Annotated in this window: 16 protein-coding genes; 10 read left to right on the plus strand and 6 right to left on the minus strand. The window is 71.2% G+C overall.

Annotated features, from left to right (window positions below; all coding sequences use genetic code 11):
- Positions 1–77 precede the first annotated feature (77 nt).
- Entirely contained in the window at positions 78–3221 is a 3144-nt protein-coding gene (locus AC0IWM_RS16705) for an efflux RND transporter permease subunit (RefSeq protein WP_471756836.1), read from the minus strand.
- A gap of 12 nt (positions 3222–3233) precedes the next feature.
- Positions 3234–4391 (minus strand): efflux RND transporter periplasmic adaptor subunit, encoded by a 1158-nt coding sequence (locus tag AC0IWM_RS16710; protein ID WP_471756938.1) that lies wholly within the window; start codon positions 4389–4391, stop codon positions 3234–3236.
- 85 nt (positions 4392–4476) lie between these two features.
- On the opposite strand from AC0IWM_RS16710, the gene AC0IWM_RS16715 reads away from it, so the two are divergent.
- Positions 4477–4632 carry a hypothetical protein gene (locus AC0IWM_RS16715; RefSeq protein WP_471756838.1) on the plus strand — a complete coding sequence of 52 codons (156 nt, stop codon included), beginning with the start codon at positions 4477–4479 and terminating at the stop codon, positions 4630–4632.
- Between the two features lie 34 nt (positions 4633–4666).
- Positions 4667–4840, plus strand: coding sequence for a hypothetical protein (locus AC0IWM_RS16720; RefSeq protein WP_200930019.1), 174 nt, complete (start codon positions 4667–4669; stop codon positions 4838–4840).
- A gap of 69 nt (positions 4841–4909) precedes the next feature.
- Here the strand turns inward: AC0IWM_RS16720 and AC0IWM_RS16725 are convergent, their stop codons facing one another.
- Entirely contained in the window at positions 4910–5695 is a 786-nt protein-coding gene (locus AC0IWM_RS16725) for a Crp/Fnr family transcriptional regulator (protein WP_471756840.1), read from the minus strand.
- Positions 5696–6180: 485 nt separating this feature from the next.
- Between AC0IWM_RS16725 and AC0IWM_RS16730 the strand changes: the two genes are divergently transcribed.
- Together AC0IWM_RS16730 and AC0IWM_RS16735 are read left to right on the plus strand one after the other, a co-directional pair.
- On the plus strand, positions 6181–6891 hold the full coding sequence (locus tag AC0IWM_RS16730) for a Crp/Fnr family transcriptional regulator (RefSeq protein ID WP_471756842.1): 711 nt from the start codon (positions 6181–6183) through the stop codon (positions 6889–6891).
- A 439-nt stretch (positions 6892–7330) separates the two neighbouring features.
- Positions 7331–8065: a sigma-70 family RNA polymerase sigma factor gene (locus AC0IWM_RS16735; protein ID WP_471756844.1), complete on the plus strand. Its 735-nt coding sequence runs from the start codon at positions 7331–7333 to the stop codon at positions 8063–8065.
- 6 nt (positions 8066–8071) lie between these two features.
- On the opposite strand, the gene mgtE is transcribed toward AC0IWM_RS16735, so the two are convergent.
- Positions 8072–9442: a magnesium transporter gene (gene mgtE / locus AC0IWM_RS16740; RefSeq protein WP_056469852.1), complete on the minus strand. Its 1371-nt coding sequence runs from the start codon at positions 9440–9442 to the stop codon at positions 8072–8074.
- A gap of 510 nt (positions 9443–9952) precedes the next feature.
- Between mgtE and pqqA (AC0IWM_RS16745) the strand changes: the two genes are divergently transcribed.
- Positions 9953–10042, plus strand: coding sequence for a pyrroloquinoline quinone precursor peptide PqqA (gene pqqA, locus AC0IWM_RS16745; RefSeq protein WP_019902976.1), 90 nt, complete (start codon positions 9953–9955; stop codon positions 10040–10042).
- Positions 10043–10135: 93 nt separating this feature from the next.
- On the plus strand, positions 10136–10225 hold the full coding sequence (gene pqqA, locus AC0IWM_RS16750) for a pyrroloquinoline quinone precursor peptide PqqA (RefSeq protein ID WP_056213663.1): 90 nt from the start codon (positions 10136–10138) through the stop codon (positions 10223–10225).
- Here the strand turns inward: pqqA (AC0IWM_RS16750) and AC0IWM_RS16755 are convergent.
- Complete coding sequence (locus tag AC0IWM_RS16755) at positions 10218–11234, minus strand: LysR family transcriptional regulator (RefSeq protein WP_471756846.1); 1017 nt, start codon at positions 11232–11234, stop codon at positions 10218–10220. The two genes, pqqA (AC0IWM_RS16750) and AC0IWM_RS16755, sit on opposite strands and share 8 nt — an antisense overlap.
- A gap of 102 nt (positions 11235–11336) precedes the next feature.
- On the opposite strand from AC0IWM_RS16755, the gene AC0IWM_RS16760 reads away from it, so the two are divergent.
- Positions 11337–12506, plus strand: coding sequence for an MFS transporter (locus tag AC0IWM_RS16760; protein WP_471756848.1), 1170 nt, complete (start codon positions 11337–11339; stop codon positions 12504–12506).
- 16 nt (positions 12507–12522) lie between these two features.
- On the opposite strand, the gene dinB is transcribed toward AC0IWM_RS16760, so the two are convergent.
- Complete coding sequence (gene dinB, locus AC0IWM_RS16765; protein ID WP_471756850.1) at positions 12523–13611, minus strand: DNA polymerase IV; 1089 nt, start codon at positions 13609–13611, stop codon at positions 12523–12525.
- A gap of 232 nt (positions 13612–13843) precedes the next feature.
- On the opposite strand from dinB, the gene AC0IWM_RS16770 reads away from it, so the two are divergent.
- From AC0IWM_RS16770 to AC0IWM_RS16780, 3 genes are all read left to right on the plus strand, one after another.
- Positions 13844–14998: a dimethylmenaquinone methyltransferase gene (locus AC0IWM_RS16770; RefSeq protein WP_471756852.1), complete on the plus strand. Its 1155-nt coding sequence runs from the start codon at positions 13844–13846 to the stop codon at positions 14996–14998.
- A 56-nt stretch (positions 14999–15054) separates the two neighbouring features.
- Positions 15055–15978 (plus strand): alpha/beta fold hydrolase, encoded by a 924-nt coding sequence (locus AC0IWM_RS16775; RefSeq protein ID WP_471756854.1) that lies wholly within the window; start codon positions 15055–15057, stop codon positions 15976–15978.
- An 86-nt stretch (positions 15979–16064) separates the two neighbouring features.
- A complete protein-coding gene (locus AC0IWM_RS16780; protein ID WP_471756856.1) occupies positions 16065–18338 on the plus strand; it encodes a xanthine dehydrogenase family protein molybdopterin-binding subunit in 2274 nt (757 codons plus the stop codon).
- Positions 18339–18400 lie beyond the last annotated feature (62 nt).

Genomic DNA, 18400 nt, shown 5'->3' on the forward strand with positions numbered 1-18400 from the left:
CTCGAACAGTCGAGTGCAGACGAGAAGGCCCGGACCGAAAGGTCCGGGCCTTCTCGTTTCGCGCGTCCGCCGGCGGCCTACTCGGCGGCGATGCGCGGCGGCAAGAGCGGCTTCGGGTCATTGGCCGTGTGGGTCGGCGGCAAGGCGAACGCGCCCTCCGTCGGCTCGTCGACCGCGCCGACGAAGCGGCCGAAGGCGCGCACGAACAGCCGCGAGAGGTCGTCGACCAGGATGAAGATCGCCGGCACGAAGACGAGCGACAGGCCGGTGGAGACGATGAGGCCGCCGATCACCGCGATGGCCATGGGTGCCCGGAACTCGCCGCCGATGCCGAGCGCCATGGCCGAGGGCACCATGCCGGCCGCCATGGCGATGGTGGTCATCACGATGGGCCGCGCCCGCTTGCGGCCCGCATCCACGATGGCGGTGACCCGGTCGACGCCGCGGGCCATCTCCTCGACGGCGAAATCGACGAGCATGATGGCATTCTTCGTCACCACGCCCATCAGCATCAGGATGCCGATCACCACCGGCATCGAGATGGGCTTGCTGAAGATGAGCAGGCCGAGGATCGCGCCGCCGATGGAGAGCGGCAGCGAGAACAGGATGGTGAGCGGCTGCAGGAAGTTGCCGAACAGCAGCACCAGCACGCCGAAGACCATCATCAGGCCGGCGCCCATGGCGAGGGCGAAGCCCTCGAACACCTCGCCCATCACCTCGGCATCGCCCGTCTGCCGGATGGTGACGCCGGGCGGGAGGTCCTTGGCGGTGGGCAGGGCGAGCACCGCACCGATCAGCGCCCCGAGCGCGTCCGAGCCCTCCATGTCGGCCTCCAGGGCGACGCGAACGGCGCGGTCGTAGCGGTCGATGGCGGTCGGGCCGCGCCCGAGGCTGAGATCGGCCACGGTGGAGAGCGGAACCGCCGCGCCGCCCTTCACCGGAACCTTGAGGGTCTCGATCTGCGAGAGGTCGCCGCGCAGTCGCTCGGGCAACTGCACCCGGATCGGCACCTGCCGGTCGATGGTGTTGAACTTGGCCAGATTCGCCCCGATGTCACCGATCGTGCCGACCCGGACCGTCTCGGCGATGAGGTCGGTGGAGACCCCGAGATCGGCCGCGACCCCGGCCTTCGGCCGGATGCGGATCTCGGTGCGGTCCAGGGGCGCCGTCGAGAGCACGTTGACGAGATGCGGCACCCCCGCCGCCTCGCGCTGGAGCCGGGCCGCCGTCTCGGCCACCACCACCTTGTCCGGGCCGGAGACGATCAGGGTGACGTCGCGCTGGCCGCCCTCGCGCAGGGCCCAGAACCGGATGTCGGGCACGTCGTGCAGGATCGACCGGATCGCGATGTCGACCTGCTTCTGGGTCCGGTGACGGGTGTTCTTCGGGGTGAGGTTGATGGTGAAGGTCGCGAGGCGGACCTCCTTCTTGGCGGGCAACTGGCGGCCGCCATCGACGAAGACGCTGCGCACCTCCGGCAGGGCGCGGATGCGCTCGACGAGGCCGTCGGTCACCTGCGTGGTGTCGGACAGGCGTGCGCCCGGCGGCAGCTCGACCACGAAGATGGTGCGGGCGGCGTCCTCCGCCGGCAGGAAGCCGGCCGGCAGCAGGCCGGTGGACAGGATCGAGCCGGCGAAGCAGGCGAGCCCCAGCACCAGGGTGATGAACTTGTGGCGCACGGACCAGGCGACCACGCGGGTATAGCCCCGCATCACCGGGCCCTCGCGCCTGTGGTCGGGGCCGTGGTCGCGCAGGAAGTAGGCGGCCAGCAGCGGCGTGATCAGGCGGGCGACGAGGAGCGACATGAACACCGCCGCCGCGATGGTGAGGCCGAACTGCTTGAAGTACTGGCCCGCGATGCCGCTCATGAAGGAGACGGGGGCGAAGATCGCCATGATCGTCGCCGTGATGGCGATGACGGCGAGCCCGATCTCGTCGGCGGCCTCCAGGGCGGCGCGATAGGGCGACTTGCCCATGCGCATGTGCCGGACGATGTTCTCGATCTCCACGATGGCGTCGTCGACCAGGATGCCGGTGACGAGCGTGATCGCCAGCAGGCTGACGGCGTTCAGGGAGAAGCCGAGGCTGCTCATCACCCAGAAGGTCGGCAGCACCGAGAGCGGCAGGGCGATCGAGGCGATCAGGGTGGCGCGCCAGTCGCGCAGGAACAGGAACACCACGATGACCGCCAGGGTCGCGCCCTCGACGAGGCTCAGCATCGCCGAGTGGTAGTTGCCGACCGTGTTGGTGACCGAGGTGTCGATCAGGTCGAAGCGCACGCCCGGATGACGGGTGCCGAGTTCCGCGATGCGCTTGGCGACGCCGACCGCGACCTCCGCGTCGCTGGCCCCGGTGGAGCGCGAGATCGCGAAGGCCACCACGGGCTCGCCGTTGAAGCGCGCGAAGGTCCGGGGCTCCTCCGAGCCGTCCACGAGGCTGGCGAGTTCGTCGAGGCGGACCTTGCGGCCGCCCGGCACGACGATCGAGGTCTCGGCCAGGGTGTCGAGGCTGGCCGCCCCCGCCAGGGTCCGGATGGATTGCTCCTGCCCGCCGAGCTCGCCGCGCCCGCCGGCCATGTCGGCGGCGGTGAGGCGGAGTTGCCGGTTCACGTCGGCGGCCGTGATCCCGAGCGCCAGCAGGCGGTCGGGCTTCAGGGTCACGCGGACCTCGCGGGCGACGCCGCCGAGGCGCTCGACGCCGCCGACGCCCTTCACGCTCTGCACCTGCCGGGCGATGACGTCGTCGATGAGCCAGGACAGGTCCTCCGGCGTCATCGCGGGCGCCGAGGCGCCGTAGATCATGATCGGCAGGCCCGCGATCTCGACGCGGTTGATGATCGGCTCCTCGATGGTGCGGGGCAGGTTCACCCGCACCTTCGAGATGGCGTCCTTGACGTCGTTGACCGCCCGGTCGCTGTTCACCTCCAGGCGGAACTCGATGGTGGTGCTGGAGACGCCCTCCGAGATCGTCGAGATGACGTGCTTGACGCCCTTCACGCCCGCCACCGCATCCTCGACCACCTTGGTCACCTGGGTCTGCAGTTCGGAGGGCGCGGCGCCCGATTGCAGCACCTGGACGGAGACGATGGGGATGTCGATGTTCGGAAAGCGCGTGATCGGCAGCGCGCGGAAGCTGACGAGCCCGAGGACCACCAGCACCAGGAAGAGGACGAGGGACGGGATGGGCTTGCGGATCGCCCAGGCCGAGATGTTCAGGCGCATGGGATCATCCGATCAGCGGGGAGCGGCATCGGCCGCCTTCACGGGCGGAATGACGGGCCGGACGCGGTCGCCGTCGCGCAGGAAGCTGCTGGCCCGGGCCACCACCACCTCGTCGGCCTTCACACCGGAGCGGATCTCCAGGACGCCGTCGGCCGCGAGGCCGGGGACGATCCGGCGGGCTTCGACGCGGTCCCCGGCGACGATGAAGACGCTCGCGCCGCCATCGGCCCCGTAGAGCACGGCCGAGAGCGGCACCGCGACGCCGGTGCGGCGCGCGACCTCGACCTTGCCGCGGGCGAAGGCGCCGATGCGCAGGCCCGGATCGGGGTCGAGACTGATGCGGATGCGCCCGAGGCGGGTCGTGCGGTCGATCTCGGGATCGATGCGCCGCACCCGCCCCTTCAGGGTCCGGCCTTCGTCCCAGTCGAGGCGGGCCGGATCACCGACATGAAGCCGCGGCATCCAGACTTCCGGCACCTCCCCCTCGAGTTCGATCTCGCCGCGGGCGATCAGGCGGAACATCGGCTCGCCGGCGGCGGTCGCCGTGGCGCCGACCCGGGCGGTGCGACGGCTGACGATCCCGGCCTCCGGGGCGCGGATCTCGGTCCGAGCGCGCCGCAGGGCGATCTCGGCGCCCTGCGCCCGCGCGGTGGCGAGATCGGCCTCGGCGAGTTGGAGCCCGCCGAGGGCGGCCGCGAGGCGGCCCTCGTTGCCCTGCGCCGCGGAGACGCGCTGCTCCAGGGTCACGGCGGTGGCGTTGCCGGTGCGGATGAGGCTGCGCGTCCGTTCGAGGGCGAGGTTGGCCTCGACCTGCGCGGCCTCGGCCTGCACGATCTGGCTGCGTGCCTGGATGATCGCGGCCTGCGCCTTGGCGATGGCGGCGGCATTGGCGGCCTCCTGGGTCACGATCATCTCGAGGGAGAGCCGCGCCAGGGGCTGGTCGCGGGCGACCTGGGCCCCCTCCTCCACCAGGAGCTCGGTGATGCGGGTCCCCTCGATCTCGGGCGCCACCAGAATCTCGTCGCGGGGCACGAGCGTCCCGGTCACGACCGCGAGCTCCACGACCTCGCGCTGGACCGCCGGGACCACCGTGACCGCCGGTGCGACGGCGGCCGGGTCGGGAACGGCCGCCGGCTCGGCCGCACGGCACTCCGGAGCTCCCAAGGCCATTATCCCGAGGGCGGCCAGCATCCCGAGGGCGAGCAGGGGTGCCCCGGCGAACGATGCGGGCCGAAGGGATCGCAGGAGGGATCGCATGGCGGGTCGCTCGTCGACGTCGGAAATCCGGGGCATGCAGCGCGAGACCGGCGTTTTCATGGCGCACCTCGTGGGCGGCGTCCGCGACGCGCCCGAAGCGATCCCGTTCGGTGCTGCCGCCCGCAACTTTCGGCGCGTCGTCACGTTAGGGTGACTATAGACCTTTCGCCTCACGGGGTTAACGAATCATGAGCATCTTCGAGGTTCGCCAGCAGACGAATGGGGCCGTCCTCTGGACCGGCAGCGCGTGCGACGCCGCATCCGCCCTCGACGCGATGGCCCGCGAGGCCGGCTACACCGATTTCCAGGCCCTCCCGGAGGACATCCGCGCGGCGCACCCGGTGGCCCGCCCGATCCCCTAATCGGCCCGGCTATCACACCTGCCCACGCCTGCGCGACCGGTCGGCCCACCGATCCCATGGGCCGACCGGTCAGCGATCGATCGTCGGTCCCGGCGCGAGGTAGCGCGGGTCGAAGCCGCTCAGGTTCGTCAGGCCCGGGACGTTCCGGATCTGCAGGATGCGGGAACGCATCTCGATCAGTTCCCGGCGCTTCAGCTCCTGCAGCGTTCGGTTGACGTGAACGGTCGAGAGGCCGGTCGAGTCGGCCAGATCGACCTGGGAGGCCGGAAGGTCGTATCCGTCGGCCCGCGCCAGTCCCACCGCCCGCAGTCGCATCAGCAATTCGAGGAGCAGGTGCGCGATCCGCTCGATCGCCGAGCGGGAGCCGAGATTGATCAGCCATTCGCGCAGGATCGCGTCGTCGACCAGGGACGCCCGGCGCATCAGGGGGATCAGGGCGCTCTGCGCAGCGGTCAGGTCTCGGAGCGCATCGAACCCGATGCGCGCGACGCGACAGGCCGAGAGGGCGGCGATGGCGTGGTCGCGGCGGTCGAGCAGGGCGATGTCCAGGTCGCAGAAATCACCCGGCACCAGATAGGCGAGGATCTGGCGGGTTCCATCCGCCCGGAGCTTGAAGCGGCAGGCCATGCCGTCGAGGAGGACGAACGCACCTGTGGGCCGCGCGCCGTCCTGTGCGATCTCCGTGCGGGCGCCGACCGCGAACGGATCGGCGCAGAACTCCGACAGGATGGCGCGGTCCTCGGCCGTCAGGGCACCGAAATGCTCCAACCTGCGGACCAGCGGGTTCGTCCCATTCCCGTCACGCGGATCCGGGACGCCCGACCCCTGTCCTGGACGGCCGAAGGGCGCCCTCACCGCGCGCGCTCCGGCGCCCTCACCGCGCGCGCTCCGGCGCCCTCACCGCGCGCGCTCCGGCGCCCGCGGCAGGGCACGATCCCCGCCATCCGGCCTCGGCTTCACAACATCCGTCACGGCACCCCTGATCCTCGATCCGACCGATCTCCGGGCACGCAATTCGGTGCGTGATCCGCCCATGCACCCGGATGCGGGATCTCCTCGCCGTCACGGCCGGGAACCTTGCGCCGCCGCCCTTCGGGTCGTGGCCCCGCTCCCGTATTCCCCGAATCGCGCGCTTTATAAATCCACAATCGATGGCTCTGGCAGCGCTTCGGACCTTTGGTGCGGTGCCCGACATTCGGGGAATGTCGACTACCCGACAGATGCCCGGCCAGGCTTGCCTTTGTCTCGCATCGTACAGATAGTCGAGAAATCGCTTGTATATATTCCTGATTGTGGGTCCGTGAGAGACTATTTATGCTCTTGCCCCAAGGGACAGGGCCGTGTCGCTGTTAGAGCAATCTGTCGTTCGCAACCGTTTGCTCAAACGTCTCTCCCCGGGCGATTACAGCTTGCTTCAGCCGCACCTGCGGTCGATGCCGACGGAGTTGCGTCAGGGGCTGATCTATCCGCACCAGCCGATCCAGGACCTTTATTTTCCTGAGGCCGGCTACGCGTCGATCACCACGGCCGGGACGAGCAAGGTCGAGGTCGGCATCATCGGGCCCGAGGGCGTGGTCGGGGTCGCCCCGGTCCTTCTCGGGAGCGATCGCACGCCCTACGACCACTTCGTCCAGAACGCGGGCGAAATGCTGGCGATCGAGGCCGCCGCGCTGTTGGCGGCCGCCGAGCACAGCCTGACCCTGCGCAACCTGCTGCTGCGCTTCGTCCAGACCCTGCTCGTCCAGACCGCACAGACGGCCTTCGCCAATGCGAGCTACAACATCGAGGTGCGCCTCGCCCGCTGGCTGCTTATGTGCCACGACCGCGTCCTCGGCGACGAACTCACCGTGACCCACGACTTCCTGTCGTACATGCTCGGTGTGCAGCGCACCACCGTGACGCTGACCCTGCAGATGCTGGAAGGCAATCGCCTGATCAAGGCGCGGCGCGGCCGCATCGAGGTTCTCGACCGGGTTGGGCTCCTGTCCGTGGCGGGGGACAGCTACGGCGTGCCGGAGGCCGAGTATCGCCGGCTGATCGAGGCCGCCTGATCCGGGCGGCGTCTTCCGCTCCGCCCCTCGCGGAGGCGGCTCGCAGGCGCATCCCGCGAGGACGGCTCGGGGCGGCATGATCGGATCGGCCGCTCTCCGCCATGGGGTTGGCCCTGGCCGCCGGATCTTCGCCTCCCGCCCACATTGAACACTCTTCGGTCCGGCGGGTTAAAGGGCTACGCATCATGCGTTCCTCCCTGGACTCGGCCCGCCCGGCTATGGCCGCGGCGGGCTCTTTGTCGTATTTCTATAATACAATTTCAAGAAGAAGCTTTGCGTTATCGTTGTTGTGCGCAGGCTTGACTGTACGAAAGCGTGCAAAGACCTTTGAATGTCTTCCCATTAACCTGTGTTGATGCGGGTGTGTTCCTTGTTTTGCACACTCTCTCGGACTGAAGGGGTGGGCCAGTGCCCGCCCGATAGGCTGAGAAGACACTGGATGACATCGCAATCAGGACCTGCCGCCCCGACCCAGACCGCGCCCCTGCTGGAGCCGGCGGTCCGACGATCCCTCGGGCAGCACCTGCGCGATACCTATGCGTCCCTCGATGACGGCCAGCCCGACCGCTTCGCCAGCCTGCTGGCCCGGCTCGAAGCGGCGCTCGCGGCCCGGGGCGAGACCCTCACGGCGGAGGTCCGGCAGGGCCTGCAGGACCATGCGTCGGGCCTGCGCAAGTACGCGCTGTCCCTGACCCGCGACGCCGCCCGCGCCGACGACCTCGTTCAGGACACGATGCTGCGGGCCTGGATGTACCGCGAGAGCTTCACACCCGGTACCAACGTGTGCGGATGGTTGACCATCATCATGCGCAACACTTTCTATTCCGGCCAGCGCAAGCGCGTGCACGAGGTGGAGGACAGCGACGGCAGCTACGCGGCACAGTTGGTGACCCTGCCGGCACAGGGGTCCGTCCTCGACCTCGAGGACGTCAACGCCGCCATCGGACGTTTGTCGACGACCCTGCGCCAGGCCCTGACGCTCGTGGCCATCGACAACATGACCTACGACGAGGCCGCCACCGTGATGGGCTGCAAGATCGGCACGGTGAAGAGCCGCGTCTGGCGCGCCCGCGAGAGCCTGGCCGCCCTCGTCGGCTACTCCGCGAATGAGATCGGGCCGGACCGCCTCGCCAGCTCGGTGCTCAGCGACACGAGCCTCCGACCCCGGATCTGAGCCCGCCTACAGCAGCGTCCCGCGCAGGATCAGCATCGCCACCGAGAAGTAGATCACGAGGCCGGTGACGTCGACGAGGGTGGCGACGAAGGGGGCCGAGGCGGTGGCGGGGTCGAAGCCGAGGCGCTGCAGCAGGAAGGGCAGCATCGAGCCGGTGAGCGAGCCGAAGGTGACGATGCCCACCAGCGCCGCCCCGACTGTGGCCGCCACGAGGGGCCAGTGCACGCCGTAATCGTAGAGCCCGGTCTTCTGCCAGACCACGATCCGGACGATGCCGATCGCGCCCAGGATCGTGCCGAGCACGAGGCCGGTGGGGAGTTCGCGCAGGGCCACCCGCCACCAGTCGCGCAGGCGCACCTCGTGCAGGGCGAGGGCGCGGATGAGGAGCGAGGTGGCCTGGCTGCCGGAATTGCCGCCCGAGCTCATGATCAGCGGGATGAACAGGGTCAGGACGATGGCCTTCTCGAGCTCGCCCTCGAAGCCCTGCATGGCGGTGGCGGTCATCATCTCGCCGAGGAACAGCGCGCAGAGCCAGCCCGCCCGCTTCCGGATCATCGTGGGGAAGCGGATGTCCATGTAGGGCTCGGGCAGCGCCTCCATGCCGCCGAAGCGCTGCACGTCCTGGGTCTGCTTCTCCACCATGGCGTCGATCATGTCGTCCACCGTGACGATGCCGATGAGATGGCCGACCGCGTCGATGACGGGCAGGGCGAGGAGGTCGTATTTCGAGATGAGGCGCGCCGCCTCCTCGCGGCTCGCGGTGGGCGAGACCGCCAGGGGGCGGCGGTTGGGCGCCACCGAGAGCACGTTGTCGTCCGGCCCGCCGGTGATCAGCCGGCGCAGGGGCACGGCCTTGGTGAGCGCGCGGGTGCGGGGGTCGAGGACGAAGATCGCGTAGATGGTCTCGCGCGTCTTCTCCACCTGCCGGACGTGATCGAGGGTCTGCTGCACCGTCCAGCTGCCCGGCACGGCGACGAACTCCGTCGTCATCAGCGAGCCGACGGTCTCCTCGCCGTAGGTGCTCAGCCGGTCGACGGCGCCGCGGGTCTCGGCGTCGAGGCGGGCGCGCAGGTCCGAGCGGCCCGGCTCCTCGATCTCGCGGAAGAGGTCGGTGATGCGGTCGGCCGACATGCCCGACAGGAAGGAGGCGACCCGGTCGCGCGGCAGCATCTCGATGATGTCGGCGGCGCAGTCGAGCTCGGGCTGGTCGAGCACCTCGATCGCCCGCTCCACCGGCAGGCCGAGCAGGATGGCGGCGGCGACCTCGGGCGCCTCCTCGTTCAACGCCTCGACGATGTCGGGCGCGCGCTCGTCCGACAGGCGGGCGGCGAGCACCGCCGGATCGATGCCGGTCGGGAAGGAAGCGATCTCGTTCATGGGCTCACCTCGCAGGGCGCGCGATCCGGCCGTGTGGGGCCGTCCCGCGCCGGGCCGCCGGAGCCCGGGCAGCGGGGCGTCAGGCGGAGGGAGCGGAGGCGGCCGCGCACGGCGCGGGCGATCGGTCTGGATTGTCGCTGGGCATCGGAATCGTCGAGAGGGAGCCGAGGCGTGCCGCCCGGTGAGTCGTGACCCCCGCGCGAGCCCGCTCGGCGGCGCGTCAGTGCGCCTCCCCTCCCCGGGGCGTCAAGCCGAAACCGGAGCCGGCCGGATCTTTCCTTTGCACCCGTGCCGTCGCCCCCTCATCGCGGCTGCCGCCATTGCCCGCATCGGGCCAAGTCGCCGGCATCATATCACTGGTTTTCCGGTCTGATGACGGCGCACGGACTCGGCAGCGGGGTCGGGGCCGGCACTTTCTCGCGATCCTATGAGAAATATAAGTGTAGTGCGCGCTTGTATTGTGCCCAACACAACGGCATATCGAGGGGGTCGAACACGAAGGAGTTTCCCATGAAGTGGTCCGCCCCCGTCGTCCAGGAAGTCTGCGTCGGCATGGAAGTCACCAGCTACGAGTCCGCCGAGATCGATCCCTTCAACTAAGGCGCGGCCTTTCGAGGCCTGTCCTTAGCCGTAAGGCGGATCGAACCCGGCCGGGTTCGGCTTTCACCCCCAAAACCAACCAGGAGAGACGTCATGAAGTGGTCTGCCCCCATCGTCCAGGAAGTCTGCGTCGGCATGGAAGTGACGAGCTACGAGTCCGCCGAGATCGATCCCTTCAACTAAGGGAGATCGCGGGTCCCGCCCGCGGGACCGGCTGATCCGAAGGGGCGTTATCCGAGAGGGTAGCGCCCCTTTCGTTTGCGTGTGGCGTGCCGGCCGCCGGTGATCCGTTCGGCCCGCGCAGGGCCTCCGCCAGGAAGTCGATGAGCACCCGGACGCGCGCCGGCATCGCCGCGCCGCCGACGAAGACCGCGTGGATGGCCTCCCGATCCTGCGGATTGAAGCGCTCCAGCAGGGGCACCAGGCGCCCGCTCGCGAGTTCGTCGGCGATGTGGAAATTCCCGACGCGGGTGATGCCGACCCCGCCGAGGGCGAGCTGGACCAGCGTTTCGCCGTTGTTGGCGGTCATGTTGCCGGAGACCGCCAGCAGGTGGTCCCGTCCGTCCGCGCGGAATGGCCAGCCGGGCTCGGCGCGGCGGAAGTTGAAGTCGAGGCAGTTGTGCCGGGCGAGATCCGCCGGGACCTGCGGTGTTCCGGCCCGCGCCAGGTAGGCGGGCGAGGCCACGACGGTGCGGCCGGTATCGCCGAGCCGGCGCGCCGTGAGCGGGCTGTCGGGCAGGGTCCCGAACCGGATCGCGACGTCGGCCCGGCCGCCGAGAATGTCGGCGACCTGATCACTGAGGTCGATGTCGACGCTGATGCCGGGATGGCGGGCCACGAACGCCGCCAGCAGCGGCACGATCACCAGCCGGCCGTGCGCGGAGGCGGTGCTGATCCGGACCCGTCCGCGCGGGCAGGCCTGGTCGGCGATCGCGCTCTCGCTCTCCTCGATGTCGGCGAGGATGCGGCGCGCGGCGCGGGCGTAGGCCGCGCCCTCGGCGGTGAGGCGCAGCGTGCGGGTGGTCCGCACGATCAGCCGGACGCCGAGTCGGGATTCGAGGCGGGTGACGATGCGGCTGACGGCGGAGGCCGTCAGCCCCAGGCCGCGGGCCGCCGCGGACAGGCTGCCCTCCCGCGCCACGGCCACGAACGCCGCCATCTCCCCCGTCCGGTCGATCCGATCGCGCTGCATTCGTGCTCCTGAGTCACGGATGTCGGTCCGAAGATTCGGCTACCGACCTGTGTCGCGCTGCATCATGTGCCTGTCGGGAACGATTACCGAGAGGCCTCCCCCATGACAATCCATCCTCCCCTGCTGGCGCTGGCCATCGGCGCCTTCGGGATCGGCGTCACCGAATTCTCGCCGATGGGCATGCTGCCGCTGATCGCCAGCGATCTCGGCGTGTCGATCCCGGCCGCCGGCCTGCTGGTCAGCGCCTATGCGCTCGGCGTCCTGATCGGGGCCCCGCTGATGACCCTCGCCTTCGCGCGGGTGCCGCGCCGGGCCCTGCTGGTGGGCCTCATGGGCATCTTCACTGCGGGCAGCGTGATCTCGGCCCTCGCCGACGGCTACGCGATGCTGCTCGCGGCCCGGATCGTCACGGCCTTCAACCACGGCGCCTTCTTCGGGATCGGATCGGTGGTGGCTGCCGGCCTGGTGCCGCCCGAGCGGCGCGCGGCCGCGGTGGCCGCGATGTTCTCGGGCCTGACCGTCGCGACGATCGGCGGCGTGCCCCTCGCCGCCTGGGTCGGGGAGGTGCTGGGCTGGCGGGCCGCCTTCTGGGGCATCGCCGGCATCGGCGCCGTCGCGATGCTGTCGCTGCGGCTCGCCCTGCCGCCCCTGCCCGTGGACGGCGCCCCCGATATCCGCGCGGAGCTTCGGGTCGTGGCGCGGCCGGCCGTCCTCGGCGCGCTCGCCCTCACGGTCCTCGGGTCGAGCGCGATGTTCACGGTCTTCACCTACATCGTCCCGATCCTGCGCATCGAGGCGGGAGCGGACACGTCCTTCGTCACGGCCATGCTGGTGACCTACGGCGTCGGCCTGACCCTGGGCAACTGGGCGGGCGGACGCCTGGCCGATCGCACGGTGGACGGAACGATCATCGCGTCCCTGGTGGCGCTGGTGGTGCTGCTCGGGGTTTTCGCCGTCGGGATGGAATCGCGCTGGGTCGCCGCCCCGCTCATCCTGCTCTGGGGCGTCGCGAGCTTCGCCCTGGTGCCGCCCCTGCAGATGCGGGCGATGGCTGAGGCCGGCGAGGCGCCCAACCTCGCCTCGGCGCTGAACGTCGGCGCGTTCAACCTCGGCAACGCCATCGGTGCGGCCCTCGGCGGCCTCGTGATCGACCTCGGCGGAGGCTATCCGGCGGTCTCGGTGGCCGGGGCCGCGATGGCGGCGCTCGGCCTCGCCTTCATCCTGGTCCTGCGGCGCGGCCAGCGCATCGTCGCCGCGCCGGCCTGTCCCTGAGGCGTGCGGATCCGGATCACAGGCCGAGGCCGAGCTGGCGCGGTTCGGGGGCCGGGCCGTGCTCCAGGGCGGAGAGGGAGACCCCGAGGAGGCGCACGCTGCGCCGCAGGGGGAACAGGTCGCGCAGGAGGGCCAGCACGGCCTCTTCCAGGGCGGAGCGGTCCGGCACGAAGCCGGGCAGCGAGCGGGCCCGGGTGATCTGCTCGAAATCCGCGAACTTCACCTTCAGCGTCACCGTGCGGGCCCGGACCTCCTTGGCGGCGGCGGCTCCCCAGACCTTGTCGAGGATCGGCGTCAGGCGCCCGGCGAGCACCGCGTAGTCGGCCGAATCCTCCGAGAAGGTATTCTCGGCGCCGATGGACTTCCGGATCCGGTTCACCCGGACCGGGCGCGCGTCGATCCCGCGCGACACCCCGTGATAGTAGGGCGCCGAGGCGCCGAACCGCGCCGTCAGGGTCTCGAGGCTGAGGGCGCGCAGGTCGCGCCCGGTCAGGATGCCGAGCGCCTTCATGCGGGCCTCGGTGACGGGCCCGATGCCGTGGAAGCGCCCGATCGGCAGATCCTCGACGAAGGCCGGCCCCATGGCGGGGGTGATCACGAACAGGGCGTCGGGCTTGCGGAAGTCTGAGGCGACCTTGGCCAGGAACTTGTTGTAGGAGACGCCCGCCGAGGCCACGAGCCCGGTCTGCGCGCGGATCGAGGCCCGGATCGCGCGGGCCACCGCGGTGGCGGTCGGCAGCCCCTGCCGGTTCTCCGTCACGTCGAGATAGGCCTCGTCGAGGGCGACGGGCTCGATCAGGTCGGTGTGCTCGGCGAAGACCGCCCGGATCTGCTCGGAGATCGCCCGGTAGACCTCGAAGCGCGGCTTGACGAAGACGAGGTCGGGGCAGAGCCGGCGCGCCGTCACCGAGGGCATGGCCGAGCGCACGCCGAAGGCCCGCGCCTCGTAGCTCGCCGCCGCCACGACCCCGCGCTCGCGCGATCCGCCCACCGCCACCGGCCGGCCCCGCAGAGCGGGATCGTCGCGCTGCTCCACGGAGGCGTAGAAGGCGTCCATGTCGATGTGGATGATCTTGCGGATCGCGCCCGCGTCGTCCGGGTCCATCGCGGACGCCCCTCCCGATCGTTTGTCGGCCCGTGTTCGTGGTCTGTTCGCAGAATCCCGGTTCGGGCGCGGGAATCAAGCCCGGGCTTCCCGCGATCCACCGCGGAACCGACGCAGGCGCGGCAGGGCTCGCCCCGGAGGCGGGCGTGCCCCATAAGGGCGCCCAGACAACGCGACGGACGCCGTACGACACGCGGCGTCCGCGCTTCGCGACCCGCCCGAGGACAGGCACGTGCACATCACCCAGATCACCCACCACGACCTCGACGGCTACGGCGCCTCCACGGTGGTCGGCCAGTTCGCCGACGTCGCCCGGATCGTGCACGTGCCGCGCTATTCCGATGTCGGGCCGGTGGTCGAGACCGAGCTGAAGCGCCTCGGCAAGACCGCGGCACCCGAGATGATCCTGATGACCGATCTCGGCCTCGAGGCGGTCGCGGTGACGTTCATCCGCAACTTCGCCGCCCTCAACCGCCGGCGCGAGCCGGAGGCGCGCCACCGCCTCGTCGTGCTCGACCACCACGCCTCGTCGGTGGACCAGCTGCGCGACCAGGGACTGGCGCCGCAGGCCGATCCGGACGTACCGGGCCTCCTGCGCTTCGACCTCGGGGACCCGAACATCGTCGTGCTCATCGACGAGGCCCGCTGCGCCACCCGCATGGCCTACGAGCACCGGGCGCTCTACGCGACCCGCGCGGCCGGCGAGGACCCGATCCTCGGCGCCCTGGTGACGGCGGTGGACGCGGTGGACCTCTGGCGCAAGGACCGCCCGGAATTCCGCAGCGGCCTCAGCCTCGACGAGATGTTCTGGGACAACGTCTCCAATCTCGTGCCGATCGGCCATCCCTGGCACGACCGCTTCGTCGGCGACCTCCTGCTGGGGGTCGCGCGCCTGCTCGGCGACGGCGCGTCCCCGGCCGTGATCGAGGGCCAGGTGCCGGCCCTGCGCAAGGCCATCCTCGACGCCTACCTCGCCGACGACGAAGGCGACGACCGCACGCTCACCACCCGCATGCGCATCGCCCGGGTGCTCGCCCGCTCCGACCTCTTCCATCCCCTCTCGGACGGGACGCTGATGTCCTTCGGCCTCGATTCGGGCACCTTCCAGCGAGTCTCGGACCTGATCATGGAGAGCGGCCGCGCCAAGCGGGTCCTCAACGTGCAGCGGGCCGGCACGATGTCCTTCCGCTCCAACAACGAGACCGCCCTCGACGGCGCGCGGCGCTTCCGCGGCGGTGGGCACAAGGACGCCGCCGGCGGGAAGCTGACCAGCGGCTCGGCCTTCTCCCTGGCGGACGCCATCGCGCAGGTCGAGCCGGTGCTCAACCCGCCAGCGGCCGACCCCGCGCTGAGCCCGTTCGCGGCCCTGAAGAACTGGAAGGGTTGAGGCGGAACGCGACCGCGTGAACGGCCGAAACCTCCCTGCGCTGCCTCCGGAACGCCATGCCGCCGATCGACATCACCCGCCGCGGGCCGTGCCCGTTCCTGTCCGGCTTCGACCTCGACGACGTGGCGCTGCCCGATATCCGGCTCCGGGTCGCCCGGTCCCCCGACGGTCACCGACTGCCGGTGCTGCTCCTGCACGGCCATCCCCAGACCCACGCCACCTGGCACGCGGTGGCGCCCCGGCTGCGGGAGGCCGGCCATCCGGTGGTCGCCCCCGACCTGCGCGGCTACGGCGATTCGGATCGCCCGGCCTCGGCGGCCGATCACGCGCCCTACGCCAAGCGGGCCATGGCGGCCGACGCCGTCGCGCTGATGCGCGCCTGCGGCCACGAGCGCTTCGCCGTGGTCGGGCATGATCGCGGCGGGCGCGTCGCGCACCGCATGGCCCTCGACCATGCCGCCGCGGTGGACCGCCTCGCCGTCCTCGACATCGCGCCGACGCAGACGATGTACGCCCGCACCGACCGCGCCTTCGCGACCCGGTATTTCTGGTGGTTCTTCCTGATCCAGCCGGCGCCGCTGCCCGAGCGGATGATCGGCGCCGATCCGGAGGCGTACCTGCGTCACCACCTCGCCGGCCAGAGCCGGACGCCCGGCATCCCGAGCGAGGCGCTGATCCGGGAATACCTGCGCTGCTACCGCGCCCCCGGCGGCATCCACGCGATCTGCGAGGATTATCGTGCCGCGGCCGGCATCGACCTCGAACACGACGCCGCGGACGAGGCGGCCGGGCGCCGGGTCACCGCGCCGCTCCTCGCCCTCTGGGGTGCGCAGGGCACGGTCGGGCAACTCTACGACGTCGCCGCGACCTGGCGCGAGAAGGCCGACCGGGTGGACGGACACGCCCTGCCCTGCGGGCACCTGCTCCAGGAGGAGGCGCCCGAGATCGTGCTCGACCACCTGCTGCCCTTCCTCGCCTGAGGGCCGGCGTCGAGCGACTCGGGGTCGCGCCCGGATCGGGCGGGCCGGTCCTGCGGTTACTCCTGCGGTGAGGCGAGGAGAGGCCGATGGCGATACCGACCGACGCGCTCGACCACCCGGCCTGGCTCGGGCATCCGCATCCCCGCGTCGAGGGCGCCGCCAAGGTCACGGGCCGTGCGACCTATGCCTCGGACACGCGCCTGGAGGGCCTCGCCCATGCGGCCCTGGTCACCAGCACGATCCCGCGCGGACGGATCATCGGCTTCGACCTCGCCGCCGCGGAGGCGGTTCCGGGTTGCCTGCGCATCTTCACCCACCGGGACTTCGCCGGTGCCATCCGGCCGGTGAAGCACCTGATGGCCGGGGGCTACGCCAATAGCGGTCACCTGCCGCTGGGCTCGGACGCGGTCGCCTATGCCGGCCAGATCGTCGCCCTGGTGGTGGCGGAGACCATCGAGGCCGCCCGGGAGGCCGCCGCCCGGACGATCGTGCGCTACGCGGCCGAGGATTTCGCCGACGGGTTCGACGCCCCCCTGGCCGAGACCCTGCGGCTCGCCGACCTGAAGCCGAAGCACCACGACCCCCGCACCGGAGACGCCGACGGTGCCCTGGCGCGGGCCGCGGTGACGGTGAGCGCCCGCTACGGGACGCCGATCCAGCACCACAACCCGATCGAGCTGTTCGGCACGACTTGCGCCTGGGACGGCCCGCGCCTCACAATCCACGAGCCCTCGCGCTACATCGGCGCGGTCCGGCATGGCCTGGCCGCGCAACTCGGCCTCGACCCGGCCGACATCCGGGTGGTGTCGGGCCTGATCGGCGGCCATTTCGGTGCGAAGCTCGCCCTCGCCCAGTACACGGCGCCGGTCGCCCTGGCGGCCCGCGCCCTCGGGCGGCCGGTTTCCCTGGTGGCGAGCCGCCGGGACGGCTTCACCATCGCCAATTACCGTCCGGAGACCCGGCACGACATCCACCTCGGGGCGACCGGCGACGGGCGCTTCACCGCCCTGGTGCACGAGGCCGCGGTCATCGCCTCGCGCTTCGACCCCTTCGCCATGGAGGGCACCGACGTCACCGCGAGCCTCTATGCCTGCCCGGCCGTGCGCACCGACGAGCGCGCCGCGCGGGTCGACCGCAACACGCCGGGGCCGATGCGGGCGCCGCCGGAGGTGCCCTATCTCTTCGCCCTGGAGAGCGCCGTCGACGAGATGGCGGTCGCCCTCGGGCTCGATCCCATCGCCCTGCGCCGGCGCAACGACACGGCCACGGACCCGATCTCGGGCAAGCCGTTCTCCTCCCGCCCGCTGATGGCCTGCTTCGACGCCGGCGCGGAGGCCTTCGGCTGGCCGGAGCGCGATCCGGAACCGGGGCGGATGCGCGACGGCCCCTGGCGGGTCGGCCTCGGCTGCGCCGCGTCGGCCCGGCCGGTGAAGATCTCCCCCGCCACCATGCGGATCCGTCTCGGGGCCGATGGCCGCGCCACGGTCGCCAGCGCCCACCACGAGATCGGCAACGGGATCACCACGCTCCTGGCCCTCGGCGCCGCCGAATGGCTCGGGATCGCGCCCGGATCGGTCGACGTCCGCCTCGGGGACACCGACCTGCCCGCCGCCGGCCTCTCAGGGGGATCGTCCACGACGACGAGCCTGCTCCACACCCTGGCGCAGGGCTGCGAGACGCTTCGCGCCCGCCTGGCACAGGCCGCCACCGGGGCCGGACCCCTGGCCGGCGCCGATCCCGCCGCTTTGCGTCTGCGGGCGGGCGCGCTCGTCGCGCCGGACGGGCGGACCTGTCCGCTGGGGACCGTCGTCGCGGGGCTCGACCCCGCCGGGATCGAGACCGTGACCGCCTTCACGCCCGAGGGGCCGGAGGCGCTGGAGGCGATCGAATCGGGCAAGATGGCCCTCGGCACCGGGGCCGGCAGCGAGGCGGTGTCCTGGGCCTTCGGCGCCCAGTTCGCGCGCGTGCTCGTCCACGAGGAGACCGGCGAGATCCGGGTTCCGCGCCTCCTCGGCGCCTTCGCGGCCGGACGCGTGCTCAACCCGCTGACGGCGCGCAGCCAGCTCACCGGCGGGATGATCTGGGGCCTCGGCTCGGCGCTCCTGGAGGAGACGATCCTCGACCGTGGCCACTACCGCAACGCGGATCTGGCCGAGTACCTCGTCGCGACGGCGGCCGACGCGCCGGCGGTGGAGGCCCTGCTGGTGCCCGACCCGGACGACGCCGTGAACCCCCTCGGCCTCAAGGGCCTGGGCGAGCTCGGAATCATCGGCGTCAACGCCGCGATCGCCAACGCGGTGTTCCACGCCACCGGCCGCCGCATCCGCACCCTGCCGATCCGGGTCGAGGACATGCTGTGACCCCTGAAGAGCCCCCTCGCCCGCCTTCCGCCCGATCCTGACGCGGTCGTGATCCCTCCGGC

This window comes from Methylobacterium sp. AC433 (assembly GCF_979253015.1).